Origin of the sequence: Psychromonas sp., assembly GCF_047632995.1 — a bacterium.
GTDB lineage: Bacteria > Pseudomonadota > Gammaproteobacteria > Enterobacterales > Psychromonadaceae > Psychromonas.
In genome coordinates, this window is record NZ_JBLIEK010000102.1 from 1 (window position 1) to 13740 (window position 13740).

At 40.7% G+C, this 13740-nt stretch carries 16 protein-coding genes; 3 read left to right on the forward strand and 13 right to left on the reverse strand.

The features are described from left to right. Positions 1-247: 247 nt before the first annotated feature. The 9 genes from upp to ACJAT7_RS14640 form a co-directional block, all read right to left on the reverse strand. Positions 248-874, reverse strand: a complete 627-nt coding sequence (gene upp / locus ACJAT7_RS14600; protein WP_415227534.1) for a uracil phosphoribosyltransferase — start codon at positions 872-874, stop codon at positions 248-250. A 173-nt stretch (positions 875-1047) separates the two neighbouring features. Then, positions 1048-2265, reverse strand: a complete 1218-nt coding sequence (locus ACJAT7_RS14605) for an ammonium transporter (RefSeq protein WP_415227535.1) — start codon at positions 2263-2265, stop codon at positions 1048-1050. A gap of 337 nt (positions 2266-2602) precedes the next feature. Further along, positions 2603-3712: a flavodoxin-dependent (E)-4-hydroxy-3-methylbut-2-enyl-diphosphate synthase gene (gene ispG / locus ACJAT7_RS14610; RefSeq protein WP_415227536.1), complete on the reverse strand. Its 1110-nt coding sequence runs from the start codon at positions 3710-3712 to the stop codon at positions 2603-2605. Positions 3713-3771: 59 nt separating this feature from the next. Further along, positions 3772-4683, reverse strand: a complete 912-nt coding sequence (locus tag ACJAT7_RS14615; protein ID WP_415227537.1) for a RodZ domain-containing protein — start codon at positions 4681-4683, stop codon at positions 3772-3774. Continuing rightward, positions 4670-5452 (reverse strand): type IV pilus biogenesis/stability protein PilW, encoded by a 783-nt coding sequence (pilW, locus tag ACJAT7_RS14620; RefSeq protein WP_415227538.1) that lies wholly within the window; start codon positions 5450-5452, stop codon positions 4670-4672. Before pilW ends, ACJAT7_RS14615 begins: the two co-directional genes overlap by 14 nt. Positions 5453-5639: 187 nt before the next feature. Then, positions 5640-6758, reverse strand: a complete 1119-nt coding sequence (locus ACJAT7_RS14625; protein WP_415227539.1) for a bifunctional tRNA (adenosine(37)-C2)-methyltransferase TrmG/ribosomal RNA large subunit methyltransferase RlmN — start codon at positions 6756-6758, stop codon at positions 5640-5642. Between the two features lie 114 nt (positions 6759-6872). Next, positions 6873-7103, reverse strand: coding sequence for a FeoC-like transcriptional regulator (locus ACJAT7_RS14630; RefSeq protein ID WP_415227540.1), 231 nt, complete (start codon positions 7101-7103; stop codon positions 6873-6875). Continuing rightward, a complete protein-coding gene (gene feoB / locus ACJAT7_RS14635; protein ID WP_415227541.1) occupies positions 7100-9388 on the reverse strand; it encodes a Fe(2+) transporter permease subunit FeoB in 2289 nt (762 codons plus the stop codon). Before feoB ends, ACJAT7_RS14630 begins: the two co-directional genes overlap by 4 nt. Beyond that, positions 9385-9615, reverse strand: a complete 231-nt coding sequence (locus ACJAT7_RS14640) for a FeoA family protein (RefSeq protein ID WP_415227542.1) — start codon at positions 9613-9615, stop codon at positions 9385-9387. Before ACJAT7_RS14640 ends, feoB begins: the two co-directional genes overlap by 4 nt. A gap of 166 nt (positions 9616-9781) precedes the next feature. On the opposite strand from ACJAT7_RS14640, the gene yciH reads away from it, so the two are divergent. Continuing rightward, on the forward strand, positions 9782-10108 hold the full coding sequence (gene yciH / locus ACJAT7_RS14645) for a stress response translation initiation inhibitor YciH (protein WP_415227543.1): 327 nt from the start codon (positions 9782-9784) through the stop codon (positions 10106-10108). Between the two features lie 48 nt (positions 10109-10156). On the opposite strand, the gene ACJAT7_RS14650 is transcribed toward yciH, so the two are convergent. The 4 genes from ACJAT7_RS14650 to coaE form a co-directional block, all read right to left on the reverse strand. Further along, on the reverse strand, positions 10157-10501 hold the full coding sequence (locus tag ACJAT7_RS14650; RefSeq protein WP_415227544.1) for a HopJ type III effector protein: 345 nt from the start codon (positions 10499-10501) through the stop codon (positions 10157-10159). Between the two features lie 18 nt (positions 10502-10519). Next, entirely contained in the window at positions 10520-10708 is a 189-nt protein-coding gene (yacG, locus tag ACJAT7_RS14655) for a DNA gyrase inhibitor YacG (protein ID WP_415227545.1), read from the reverse strand. An 8-nt stretch (positions 10709-10716) separates the two neighbouring features. Continuing rightward, positions 10717-11448 (reverse strand): cell division protein ZapD, encoded by a 732-nt coding sequence (zapD, locus tag ACJAT7_RS14660; RefSeq protein WP_415227546.1) that lies wholly within the window; start codon positions 11446-11448, stop codon positions 10717-10719. A gap of 75 nt (positions 11449-11523) precedes the next feature. Beyond that, positions 11524-12129: a dephospho-CoA kinase gene (gene coaE, locus ACJAT7_RS14665; protein WP_415227547.1), complete on the reverse strand. Its 606-nt coding sequence runs from the start codon at positions 12127-12129 to the stop codon at positions 11524-11526. Between the two features lie 161 nt (positions 12130-12290). Here coaE and nadC point away from each other — a divergent pair, with 161 nt between their 5' ends. Both nadC and ACJAT7_RS14675 read left to right on the forward strand, forming a co-directional pair. Continuing rightward, a complete protein-coding gene (nadC, locus tag ACJAT7_RS14670; RefSeq protein ID WP_415227548.1) occupies positions 12291-13142 on the forward strand; it encodes a carboxylating nicotinate-nucleotide diphosphorylase in 852 nt (283 codons plus the stop codon). Between the two features lie 66 nt (positions 13143-13208). Then, positions 13209-13740, forward strand: a 532-nt coding sequence (locus ACJAT7_RS14675; RefSeq protein ID WP_415227549.1) for a DNA ligase, incomplete at its 3' end; no start/stop codon positions are given.

Genomic DNA, 13740 nt, shown 5'->3' on the forward strand with positions numbered 1-13740 from the left:
AATTAACGGCATTAGTACCAAGGCACCAAAAGCCACAAATAACATTTGTGAACCGGCTAAAATTTGCTGCACTACATTTAAATCGGCAGTGATATCTTCAATAGGTGCAGTTGAGTTCAGATCTAATTCTTGAGCTGAATTAGTCGGCATAGTGTTCTCCAAGATGTTCAGACCTCAACTACTTGAAGGTGCAGATTCCAGCAGCTTCAAGTAATTGGGGTATATAATTATTTATTGTGCTTGCTGTTTATTTAGTGCCGAAGATCTTATCACCTGCATCACCAAGCCCTGGTACTATATAACCATGTTTATTGAGGTGATCATCAATTGAAGCGGTATAAACTTCAATGTCAGGGTGAGCAGCTTCAAGTGCTTTTAACCCTTCAGGCGCCGCAACCAAAATTAATACTTTAATATTGCTGCAGCCATTTTTTTTAATTAAATCTAAAGTGGAAATCATTGAACCGCCTGTTGCCAGCATGGGATCAACAACAAGTGCTAAACGCTCGTCAATTTGATTAACTAATTTAGAGAAATAGGGTACAGGCTCAAGCGTTTCTTCATCGCGGTAAATCCCTACCACACTCACTTTTGCACTTGGCATATGCTCCAAGACTCCATCCATCATGCCCAGACCGGCACGTAAAATAGGAACCACCGTCGCTTTTTTGCCTTTAATTTGTTGCACTTCGATTTCCCCCTCCCAACCTTGAATAGTTACATTTTCAAGTTCCAAATCCTTAGTCGCTTCATACGTTAAGAGGCTCGATACTTCACGTGCTAATTCACGGAAGCGCTTGGTGCTGATATCCCTTTCACGCATTAAACCAAGTTTGTGCTGGACCAACGGGTGCTTAACTTCAACTACTTTCATTTTTTTCTCCAAATAGATACAAATTTCAAAACCGAATAATAGCAACGCAACAGAAAATCAAAGACTGCGCAGCGTATTGCAGATGCTAAAGAAGCGCATGGCTCAATAAAGAACCCCATCATAAAAGGGCGAAATATTTTCTTTTTACCCTTTTATGATGCTATCTAATAGCTTTAATTATTATTTAAATTGGTCGCGCCAATTTGATGAATAGACAGATCCGCACCATTAAACTCATCTTCTTCACTGAGGCGAATCGGCATAAAGTAGTTCACTGATTTATAAACAATAAAACCGCCGATTAATGCGACTGACACCCCGGCAATTGAACCAATTAGCTGCGAGGTAAAGCTCACGCCCCCTAAGCCAGCAAAGCGTTCCAGTCCGAAGATGCCGGCAGCGATTCCGCCCCACAAACCACAGACACCGTGTAACGGCCAGACACCAAGCACATCATCAAAGTGTGTAAATTTACTTTGTACATAAGTGAATAACCAGACAAATAATCCACCCGCTATTAAACCCGTCACTAACGCGCCAATAGGGTGCATTACATCTGAGCCAGCGCAGACCGCGACGAGCCCCGCTAATGGACCATTATGGATGAAACCGGGATCTTTTTTGCCGACAACTAAGGCACTGATAATACCACCGACCATCGCCATTAAAGAGTTCATCGCCACTAAGCCGCTAATGCCTTCAATTGCTTGGGCTGACATTACGTTAAAACCAAACCAACCGACAGACAAAATCCACGCGCCTAAGGCTAATAAAGGGATATTCGAGGGTGCGAATGCGACCACTTTCCCCCCTCGGTAACGGCCATTTCGGCTACCTAAAACAACGATAGCGGCAAATGCAATCCATCCGCCAACGGCATGTACCACAATTGATCCCGCAAAGTCATGGAAACCTGCACCAAAGCTTGTCTCTAACCAATTTTGGAAGCCCCAATTGCCATTCCAGATAAGTCCTTCGAAAAAGGGGTAGACGAGACCAACACATAAAGCGGCTGCGATTAACATAGGGTTGAAACGTGCTCGCTCGGCAACACCTCCTGAAATAATAGCGGGAATAGCGGCGGCAAACGTCATTAAGAAAAAGAATTTAACTAATTCATAACCGTTGTTTTCCGCCAATACTGAAGCACTATCGAAAAAGGTAATGCCGTAAGCGAACCAGTAACCAAAGAAGAAGTAAACCAAGGCTGAAACAGCAAAATCTGACATGATTTTAACTAAAGCATTTACCTGGTTTTTATGGCGTACGGTTCCCACTTCTAAAAATGCGAAACCGGCATGCATAGCAAAAACCATGACAGCACCTAATAATATAAAAAGTGTATCGGCACTGCTTACCAGTGCGGTCACGTGATTTTGAATAGACTCCATTCTTCCCTCATATCAAGCTAAATTAAAATTTGCAAGATTTTAACTGATCAGAGCGGGAATTGACATTATTTTAGTTATATAGAAGATAAAACAGGATAAAACATGACAAAGAACAACAATACTTACAAAACAAAAACAATAAAAAAAGGGCAGTGATTCACCCTGTTTTTTACTACATTTTTAAGCAATTGTGCTGGGCGATTATATGCCTAAGCTATCTGGAATCAGTAAATCGGGAGGTGCCCCTATTTACGACATGAAGTTGAAGATTTAGCCATATAACGCAGAAGGAGGAATCACCGACCTACAAGACGGGATTCCTACTGTTAGCGTTTAACTAAACTTTAAGTATAAGCTGGCTTTGATCTAAGCGGTTGGCACGGGCGCGAATTTTCGCTTCAAGCTGATCAATAACGTTGTTATTATCAAAACGTTCCCGTTGACGTAGACCATCTTCATAATAACCGCTTTTATTTTTTCCCCCTGTAATGCCTAAATCTGAAATTAATGCTTCACCAGGGCCATTTACTACACAACCAATAATCGAAACATCCATTGGGGTAACTATATCTTCAAGACGCTCTTCCAGCGCATTTACTGTGGCAATCACATCAAACTCTTGGCGTGAACAAGTCGGGCAAGCGATAAAGTTAATGCCGCGACTACGAATACGCAACGATTTCAAAATATCGAAACCAACTTTGATCTCTTCCACAGGATCTGCCGCCAAGGAAACGCGCAATGTATCGCCAATACCTTGCGCCAATAACATCCCCAGACCGACTGCTGATTTCACCGAGCCACTACGCAATCCGCCTGCTTCAGTGATCCCTAAATGCAGCGGCTGTATTATCTGCTTGCTAAGTAACTGATATGACTCCACAGCTAATAAGGTATCCGAGGCTTTAACACTCACTTTAAATTGATCAAAATTAAGTCGGTCTAAAATATCAACGTGGCGAAGCGCGGAATCAACAAGCGCTTGAGCAGTGGGCTCGCCATACTTCTCTTGAATATCAGTTTCCAGTGAACCACCATTTACACCAATGCGAATGGGGATGTTTTTATCACGTGCGCACTCAACAACACTGCGAATACGCTGCTCATTACCGATATTGCCTGGATTAATACGCAAGCAGTCAACACCGTATTCAGCTACCTTTAAGGCAATACGGTAATCGAAATGAATATCGGCAATCAGCGGAATATTTGTCTGTGCCTTAATTTCTCTAAATGCTTCTGCCGCATTCATTGTCGGCACGGAGACACGCACGATATCCGCCCCTACGGCTTCTAAGCGCCGGATTTGTGCGACGGTCGCTGCAACATCGGTGGTTAAAGTGTTAGTCATTGATTGTACGGTGATCGGCGCGTCTCCGCCGACAGGGACATTACCGACCATAATCTGTTTTGATATACGGCGGATAATTGAAGAAGAATGACTCATAATTATTTACTCTTTGTAATTCAAACGTTATTAATCATAAAAAAATGTTTGCAAGATGACTATTGGGGGATGCTAAATCGCGCAGTGCTACCGCTTATAAACTCTTTGTTCAATATTTTATCCTGATACTGTATCTGCACACCGCTCGGGTCACCTAATTTCAGTTCGAATGGTGCAACACCATTAACGGTTAATGAATTCCCTGCTTTATAGAGATCAAATGCAAGTCGCTTACCCGTTGAATCGGAGATTTCCGTCCAACAATTTGTCGAGAATGTTAATTTTAGCGATTCAGTGGTGATCGCGTTTTGCGTAATTATCTCACCACTTTCCACTGCGACTTCATTGCTTGTTATAAGGTCCTCTGTGGCATTTGTTTCTGGAGTAGCTGAAAGTTCAACGTCAGTATTCACCTGTTCAGCCGCCTCTACGCTAGAGTCGATACCCGTTTCGTCATCGAATATCTGTAACGTATTATTTAGGGAGTCCTCATCCGATAAGGAGCCAAGATTTATTTCTGCTTCCTGGTTATCTGGATTCAAAGGAGTTTCACCGAAAAAATCTTGTTGAACCACTAATAGATAAAGACCAACCGTTACTATAATAAAAAGCAATACGAACAATAGTTTTGAACGTTTTTTTACAGGGGGGGGGAGTATCATAGGTGCGCGCAAGTTGTCTGCTTTCTTCTCACTCTGTGATAATTGTTGATATTCAATAAATTGGTTAAGTTTATCTAAACCCACTAATTTTGCATAATTGACAAGATAACCACGTAAATAAATAATCGCATATTTCCGATTTTCTATCGTATTATCAAGATCATCTTCAATATCTCGTACCGTTTTCATGCCTAAGTTCAACTGCTCAGCAACTTCTTCAATGGACAGTGAAGCAGCTAATCTTGCAGCTTGTAACGCCTTGCCGAGAGGGGCAGTGGCGGTTTGCTCTTGGTTATTAATAGTATTCATGATTCAAATAATCTAAGGCTTGTTGAGATTCAGGAAATTGTTCTAATAATTCCCCAGCGTATTTATTTAAACTGGCATTTTTTTCAGTTGCGTAACTCAAGCGAATCCATTGCCATAAACTTTCTGGTGATGCTTGACTTTTCTTTTGATAATTAAAAAGATTTAAGCGCGCGGCGTTATAATCTTTTTGATTGATATTTAACTTCGCTAAAGAGAGGTTTAAATAGGATTTATTGGGGTTATGCGATAACGCATATTGGTAATAAAAGAGAGCCTTATCCATAACGCCCGCTTTTTCCGCACATACAGCGGCATTTTCATAGGTATTAGCAACTGAGGAATAAGCAGACTGCTCTACAGCGGTCAAAAAAGCTTTATCCGCTTCTTGATAACGTTCCTGCTGGCATAAAAATGTGCCGTAGTTATTGTAAGTGTCAGCATTTTTATTATTAAGTGATAAGGATTTTTTATAGTACTCCTCTGCTTTGTCATCTTCATTTACACGTTGGTAGTAATAAGCAAAAATACGATAAATATTGGCATCATCTGGCTGGTATTCTAAGGCTTTTTCAAGATTTTCTTTGGCCTGTTGCATATTGCTCTTTTGCAGGTATAAAATCGCCAATTTAACACGGGTGTCTGCGGCGCCTTGAGGGTCAAAGGCCATCTTATTCCCTGCCCCACTTTTTTTTGTGGTAACCGTTGTTTCAGATGAAACACAGGCTGAAAGCAAAAAAAGAAATGAAATAATAACAATAGTTTGGCGCATAAATTCCTCTATTAACAAAACCTGCTCAGACAAAATTTGCGTAAAACAGGTGTTACTACATTGTGAACGATATTGCCCCCACTTGCATCCGTTTTTTGGCTGTTATTGAATCTCGATCGACAGCATTGTTCCCAAACCACTGACACACTCAGGTTCAAGTCGTTTGGGTATAACGGTGAGTAATTAGCTAGACTGCAGAAATGGCAATATTCTCGCCTTTTTCTCTTTTTTTCATGGATCTTTTGGTACGGTCAATAACATCCCCAACGAGCTGCCCACAAGCAGCATCAATATCATCACCACGTGTTTTACGTACAATAACGGTGTAACCGTACTCCATTAACACTTTGTTAAAACGATCGACACGGCTGTTACTGGGTTTCTCGTAATCATTACCAGGAAATGGATTAAATGGGATAAGGTTAATTTTACAGGGCGTATCTTTAAGCAGCAGCGCAAGCTCATGTGCTTGATCTGTTGAATCGTTGAAGTGATCAAGCAGCAGATACTCAACCGTCACCTTACCTCTATTAGCATTGGATTTTTCGATATAGCGTTTTACACCCGCCAAGAAATCAGCAATGTTATATTTATCATTAATAGGCATCATTTCTGAGCGTAATTTGTCATTAGCAGCATGTAATGAAATCGCTAATGCAACATCGATACGGTCGCCTAAAATATCTAACGCAGGGACAACACCTGATGTAGATATAGTCACTCGGCGTTTAGAAAGTGCATAACCAAAATCATCCAACATCAATTCCATTGCCGGAATAACATTATTAAGATTTAGCAAAGGTTCGCCCATTCCCATCATCACCACATTAGTAATCGGGCGCTTGCCACTCTCTCCCATTACACCCACAATTTTAGCGGCCCGCCAAACTTGACCGATAATTTCTGACACCGTTAAATTACGGTTAAACCCCTGTTGCGCAGTTGAACAGAAATTACAGGCAAGCACGCAACCAACTTGTGAAGAAACACATAAAGTTGCACGCTCTTTTTCTGGAATATAAACCGCTTCAACTTCCTGATCGCCAACCGTCATCGCCCACTTAATGGTGCCATCACTGCTACGCTGCTCCACTTTTACTTCTGGGGCGACAATCTCTGCGCGCTCTTTTAATTTTTCACGCAGCTTTTTATTAATGTTACTCATTAAATCAAAATCATCACAACCGAAATGGTAAATCCATTTCATCACCTGTTCTGCACGAAACGGTTTTTCGCCCAATTCGACAAAAAACGTACGTAAACCTTCTCGGTTCAAATCTAATAGGTTTACTTTATTATTACTCATGAAAGCCTCGTTACAACAAAAGGGACAAAAAATCAGGTGCGGATTGTACAAAGGTTAAACGTATATTGCTAGTCAAAGAAAACGGTTGACCGTAAAGATAAACCGTTTGCCTGTTTAAACAACTGTCACTGTTGGTATTTGTGCAATTTCACACCAAGTATAAAAAATTTCAGGGGGCAATTTATCACCCCGTTGGTTCACTGTTTTTTGAATTTTACCACGTTTCAATAACACCGCCATCATTGGCGCAAGCGCCTCGGCGCTTAAATGAAAATGTTTAAGCAGTTTTTTCTCTTCAATTCGGCCAGCTTGTTTCACGTAATCACTTATTGATTTTAAAATCATAATAAGACCTTCTGCGCGAGCACATTGCCCCTACGTTTGAGCAGATAGAGTACAATTGAAATAATCAGCGCTGAAAAGATCAGATAGGTAACACTCGTTGCAGGTTGCATTGAAAAGGTCGCAATTTGGTAATAAGAGACTGAAACTATATAAGCCACTGCGGTTGTCCATAAGGCAATAAAGCGCGCCCAGTGAGCACCCACCTCATTAACAATCGCCCCCATTGCTGCCGCACAAGGTGCATATAACAAAATAAACAGGAGATAAGCAAAAGCCGCTTCTTGAGTGACGAATGCTTTTCGAATATTACTGTATGTAGTCAAATCAACCCCCTGCACTTGAGCTACCACGGTTAAATCACTCATATCACCGAGATTAAGACCTAATGGATCGCTGACATTAATGCCGAATAAGTTTTCAGGAATAGTTTGCAGGGCCGCATTTATTTTTTCAACTAGCGTCAGCTCAACCTCATCTGTTGCTTGTTGCGTGGAATAGAGGTTATTTAAGGTCCCCACCACCGCTTCTTTGGCAAAGAGTCCGGTGACAATGCCCACAGTGGCAGGCCAATTATCTTGTTTTATACCTAAAGGAGATAATACAGGGGTAATAATTTGCGCACCTTTGCTCAGTAATGAGTGTTCACTATCTTGGTGACCAAAACTGCCATCAAGACCCACTGAGTTGATAACATTTAATAAAGTAACAACTATTACAATAGTTTGTCCCGCACCAAAAACAAAACCTTTAAGCTTCTGCCAGGTTTTTATCAAGGTATTACGCAGTGTTGGAAACTCATAATCGGGCAGTTCTAAAAACAAGTTTTCACTTTTACCCGGTAAAATGGTACGGCTTAAAACAAAGCCCGTTGCTACCGCCACTAAAATCCCAATTAAGTACAAGAGAAATACAATATTCTGGCCGCTTTTGGGGAAAAACGCACTGGCAAAAAGCGCATATACAGGTAAGCGGGCACCACATGACATAAAGGGTGACATCACCACAGTTAACAGACGTTCACGCTCTTTTTCAAGGGTTCGTGCCGCCATCACAGCGGGCACAGTACAACCGAAACCAACAATCATAGGTACAAAAGATTTGCCAGGCAGACCTATCCATTGCATCGATTTATCAATAACAAATGCCGCACGGGCTAAATAACCCGAACTTTCCAGTACCGCTAAAAAAAGATATAAACAGCCGATAACGGGAATAAAGGTCATCACGGTTTGAATACCGTTGCCGACACCATAGGATAATATATTAATTAACCATTCTGGGGCTTCTATAGAAGCTAATAGCTGCGCGCTGCCATCAACAAAAATAGCACCGGCAGTAATATCAAAGAAATCAACAAAGGCACTGCCGATATTAATTGCAAACATAAACATCAGATACATAACCAATAAAAAGAAAGGGATGCCGGTAAAACGATTCATTACAAAAGCATCTATTTTCTCAGAAATTGAACGGCCCAGTGTGCCTTGTAAATGCACTGATTTTTGTACAAGCTGATAGATAAAGCTGTAGCGTGTATCAGCAATCTGCAAATCGATATCGGAGTCAACACCCAGCTCTATTTTTTGCTTTTCTTCTAAAAAATCTGTTTTTTGCGCTTCAGAGAGCAGCTTCACTATGCTTTGATCGTTTTCCAATAACTTTATCGCCAACGCTCGATTGTGTAAGTGATGACTGACTGAATCTAATAAACGTGCGCCCTTTTCAATCAAGGGATTTAAAATATCACCATAATTTAGCACTATTGGTTCGTTTAATTTTTGCAGCTTTAATGCAGTTAACTGCTCTCTTAACTTATCTACCGATTTTTTATTGTGCGTCGATAAACTAATCACCGGACAACCGAGCCCTTTAGCTAAGGCTTTTTCATTAATAACTAACCGTTTTTTCTCTGCCACATCCATTTTATTAATAACGGCAACAACAGGCAGTCCCAACTCTTTAAGCTGCAGGGTTAGATATAAGCTACGCTCTAAACAGCTTGCATCGATAACATTAACAATCAGATCCGGGCTATTGTGCATAATGTAATCAAAGGCAACACGTTCATCAAGCGAGCTCCCATCCGCATCATAGTCGAGACTATAGATACCAGGGAGATCGATAACTTTCACCTCAGTTTGAGAGGGCAGCATAAAATAACCGGTTTTCTTTTCAACCGTTACGCCGCTCCAATTACCCACATGCTGATTAGCCCCCGTTAACACATTAAATAATGTCGTTTTTCCTGAATTCGGATTGCCAATTGTGGCGATAGACAAACTCATGCAATTAACTCCACCTTAATTTTACTCACTAATGATTTGCGCAGTGCAATACTGCTATTAGCACAACGGATGGCAACGGGATCCCCCATTGGCGCCAGACGCAACAACTCAATTTGCGCTTTTGGTAGAAAACCTAAATTAAGCAGTTTTTTACGCATAACAGGATCCATATCATGCATATGGACAATATTTGCTCTTTGGCCAACTTTAAGCTCTGATAAAAACATATGCCCTCCGGTTATAGTATTCTCACAATCTAATTGCTAATCATTATCATTTGTATTTGTAATAATAAAATAAATAAAGCCCTTGTACAATGTTTTAAATCAATCTTATTGGCGATTTTCACTGACTCTCTGATAAACTAATAAAAAATTACTACTGGAAGAGAATATGGACTTCAGCAATCTTAATCTTGTCTATTCCACTGATGGTGGAAAAATCGATAAACCCCTCGCAAAAAAGAGTGCTCCTGAAGGTGATGGTATTGTTCGCATCCACCGTGAAACCAAAGGGCGAAAAGGTAAAGGGGTGACTTTAATAAAAGGGTTAGCACTTGATGAGAAAGCGCTAAAAGCAGTTGCTAAAGAGATAAAAAAACGCACAGGCACGGGGGGCAGTGTCAAAGATTTCGTTATTGAAATTCAGGGTGACCAGCGTGACATTGTAAAAATACTGTTGGAGAAACAGGGCTATACAGTTAAATTGGCGGGCGGTTAATTATAAGCAGAAGATGCAGCCATCTGCATCTTCTGGTTATTTTCGGTATTATTTTTTAGTGAGCGCTTGCCCTGAAAATTTAATTCCCGGCCAACCATTAACCATAAATTGACGAATATTCTGATGATCGTCTGCATCTGGATTCTTTAATACATCCTCACGATAATAGCGGCCAAAACAAGCCAGCGTTTGCGATTCATTTAAATTTTGTAACTGAGCAAAAGAAAATAGTTTACATGATCCAGAATTCATCCCAGCTGCATTTATCTGCAGACCATTATTAAAGGCGGTTTCAGTAAAGCAATAATTTTCGTCAATCAGCGCCATCGTATCGGTAAACTCAATACTTTGGGGAGCAGCTGATAATTTTTTTAAAAACGCATCTATTAACATAAAAACGACTCTCCGTGCTTAATCAAAATAGATACTATCGTCTTGCTGCGAATTTTCAGGACTAACAGGCTCACCTTTAATTCGCTTTTCTTCCCCCGCCCACTCGCCTAAATCTATCAGTTGGCAACGCTTACAACAGAACGGACGATAGGTACTTTCTTTGCTCCATTCGATCTCTTTTTTACAGGTTGGGCAGTTCACTTTCATAGTAACTCCTAGCAACAAATTTGCTGAAATAAAACATTTTCAGAACGCTGATTGTCAGCATCAGCACTCATAAAACGAACAGAGTAACGATTTTTATGGCCGCTAATCATAGGGTAAACAGCTTGTTCTTTTTTAACTTTTATTATGATAAAGCTGCAATTTTCAACTTCGTTTTGGTAAAACCCATTGCTGGCTATCAGCTCCGCGCTAATACCTTGCGATCGTTTGATTTTTAAAAACAGTGACAGCGCCTGCTCTAAGCTTGCAAAATGGCTAAACCACTTGCGGCTATCTTGCTGGCGTTTTTCTAAATCACTGGCGAGCCAAAAATGGAACTGCGGTAAATCAAAGGTGCAGCAACCACTGGGAATAGAAAAACGCTGCTTAATGGAGGTTAAAAAACGATTGGTTTTGAAGTAATGGATCTGTTTAGGCATGGTTAATACAGCAGCTATCAGCTCATCAATTTCAGTAATTAGTTGAGTGACAGCATGATAATCAACTCCGGCAACGTTTAACCAGCTGTTCATTTTTTCTAATAAAAGACGTAAGTCTTTAATTAAATCATGGCGGATATCACAGCGCTCACTTAATTCAAGCAACTCAAAGAGCGCTTTGAAAAAAGCAGTTGAATCATTTTCATCTGTAAAAGAGATACTTTTTTTTATTTGCTGGAAAAGAAACTCAAAACGTAAGTAACTACGACTTTTCTCATTTAAAGGGTATTCAAAAGCGATCATTTTATCTATTAAATTTATCAGAGGGTAAAGGAGTAAGCGTACAGCAAAAGCGCCCAAACTGGAAATAAATGACGCCTATTTCAATTTCTTTTCCAGGGTTTTAAAGCGCCGATCCAAATCAATAACAGCACTTTTTAACTTACCCAGTGAAACGCCGTTATTATCAATAACAAAATCGGCTTTCTGCAGACGCTGCTGCCTATCTATCTGGCTACTTATAATTGCTTTTATACTCTCAGCTGACACGCCATCCCGCGCACTTGCTCGCTTAATCTGTAGTGCCGGATCAAGATCCACCACCAGATTATAATCAGTCAAACGATCTAATCGGTTTTCAAACAATAATGGTGCCTCTAATAAAACATAGGGCCCATTAGCCTGCGCTAATAACCTTATAATTTCAGAGTGAATAAGCGGATGTAAAAGATTATTTAGCCATACTTTCTGGCTTTCATCTTTAAAAATAATATCACGCAGCAGTGAGCGATTTAACGCCCCGTCTATTAATATATCTTTACCAAAATGGTCCGCTATTTGTTTCAACGCAGGCTGCCCTTTGCTAACAACTAAACGAGCAATCAGATCCGCATCGACAGTGCTAATATCGAGATCCGAAAAAAATGAAGATACCGTAGATTTACCACAACCAATCCCCCCTGTTAAACCAATTACCAATGCCATAAAACCGCCTCTTTAATAATTATTGTATAGCCTAACCATCTGAAGATGCATCTTCAAGTCACTTAGCTATACATTTTATAAGAGTTCTCGTCTGAGATCATTGCTATTAGTAAAGCATTGCAGGTAATATTTGTATTTTTATTGTTTGACGGGAATAAACCATGGTTGCACAAGAGATAGCACAAAGCGTGAAAATTGCCTTACATGAAGATTTAAATGGATTGCCAGCCACTGAAGGAGACATTTCAGCGAATTTAATTCCTGAGGATAAACAGGCAAAAGCAGTTGTTATTACACGTGAAGATGCTGTTTTTTGTGGCCAGGCATGGGTTCAAGAAATTTTTAGACAACTTGATGGAGCAGTGAAAATCACCTGGTTTGTTAAAGATGGTGACTTTGTTCAAGCCAATAGCAAACTTTTTTCCCTTGAAGGATCGGCGCGTACATTGTTAACCGGTGAGCGAACCGCGCTTAATTTCATACAAACACTCTCAGGTATTGCCAGCAAAGTTAAACTGTATATCGACTTAATCGCTGAAACTAATTGCAAATTGCTTGATACCCGGAAAACCTTGCCCGGTTTACGTAATGCATCAAAATACGCGGTATTATGCGGGGGTGGTTTTAACCACCGTCTCGGCTTGTTTGACGCTTATTTAATTAAAGAGAATCATATCCTTGCCTGCGGTGGTATAGCACAAGCGATAGCCAGAGCCAATGAACAGCACCCGGAACGTTGGGTTGAAGTTGAGGTGGAATCTATCGAAGAGCTAAAACAAGCGCTAAGTGCAGGCGCGCAGCGTGTAATGCTCGATAACTTCACCGTGCCTATGATGATTGAGGCCGTTGCCATCAATAATACAAATGCGCATAAAGCCGATTTAGAAGTATCAGGCAATGTTAATCGCAAAACCATCCTCTCCTATGCACAAACGGGGGTTGATTATATTTCGGTGGGCGCACTGACAAAACATGTGCAAGCGATCGATCTTTCAATGCGTTTTATTGAATAATTTGTATTAACGCAAATACTCCCTAGACTGATATAAATATCCAAACACTGTTTAGGGAGTCTATTTATGCCTGCTGTTTTAATCTTTTGTTTGACACTGCTGCTTTCTCCTTTTATACAAGCAGCAACACCTCCCATTCAACTTGCCACTCTTTACCATCAAGATATTGATATTAAAAAGTATTGGGTAAGTGAAAAACTCGACGGCATACGTGCTTACTGGGACGGTAAAAATCTGATCTCCCGCCAAGGTAATATATTTAACGCCCCCTCATGGTTCATTGACGGTTTTCCTGATACTCCGATTGATGGCGAGCTATGGATCGCGCGCAACCGATTTGAACAGGTATCAGGTATTGTGCGCAAACACAACGCAACGACTGATCAATGGCAGAAAATCACTTTTATGATTTTTGATCTACCCAGCTCATTACTGAATTTCACTGCGCGGGTAAAGCAGATGGAAGATATCACGGCCAACAGCGCCTCCCCCTATCTTAAAATGATTAAGCAGCAAAAAGTGCAAAGCAATACGCAGCTGCAACTATTACTTGAACAAGTGATCGCTAAAGGTGGCGAAGGTTTAATGCTGCATAGAG